A 415-nucleotide genomic window follows, 5' to 3' on the forward strand; every position below is an offset into this window, starting at 1 on the left:
TATTCTATTTTTCGCCATTAAAAATCATAATTAATTATTCTTTTTACGGTTAAAGTCTCATATTTTACTAAATTTGTTGATTTATAGATTATGTTTGGAAGAAAATCATTTAAATTCAATAGAAATTTTTATTATTAACTTGGGGGAATCGCTGGTTTTCTACTACTCAAACTTTTAATAAAAAGGTTTTCTAAAGGGAGAAATTTGTTATGTATGAGGGGAAAATCATAAAATATTATCGTGAAAAATCTCAGATGACACAAGAACAGTTAGGGAAAGGAATTTGTTCTAGTACGCATATTAGTAAAATAGAAAGATCTCAAACTGAATATGCACATGAAATAATAGCCCTACTATCTGATCGACTTGGAATAAAAATCGAAAATGAGATTTCAAAATTAAAAAATATAAAAAT

The 415-nt window shown here is 25.5% G+C and carries 1 protein-coding gene; it reads left to right on the forward strand.

What is annotated here, in order from left to right; translation table 11 throughout:
- Positions 1–209 precede the first annotated feature (209 nt).
- A partial coding sequence (locus CN514_RS19685; protein WP_141529433.1) for a helix-turn-helix domain-containing protein occupies positions 210–415 on the forward strand: 206 nt, incomplete at its 3' end.

It is taken from the genome of Bacillus sp. AFS001701 (assembly GCF_002559405.1).
In the GTDB taxonomy this organism is placed as follows: domain Bacteria; phylum Bacillota; class Bacilli; order Bacillales; family Bacillaceae_G; genus Gottfriedia.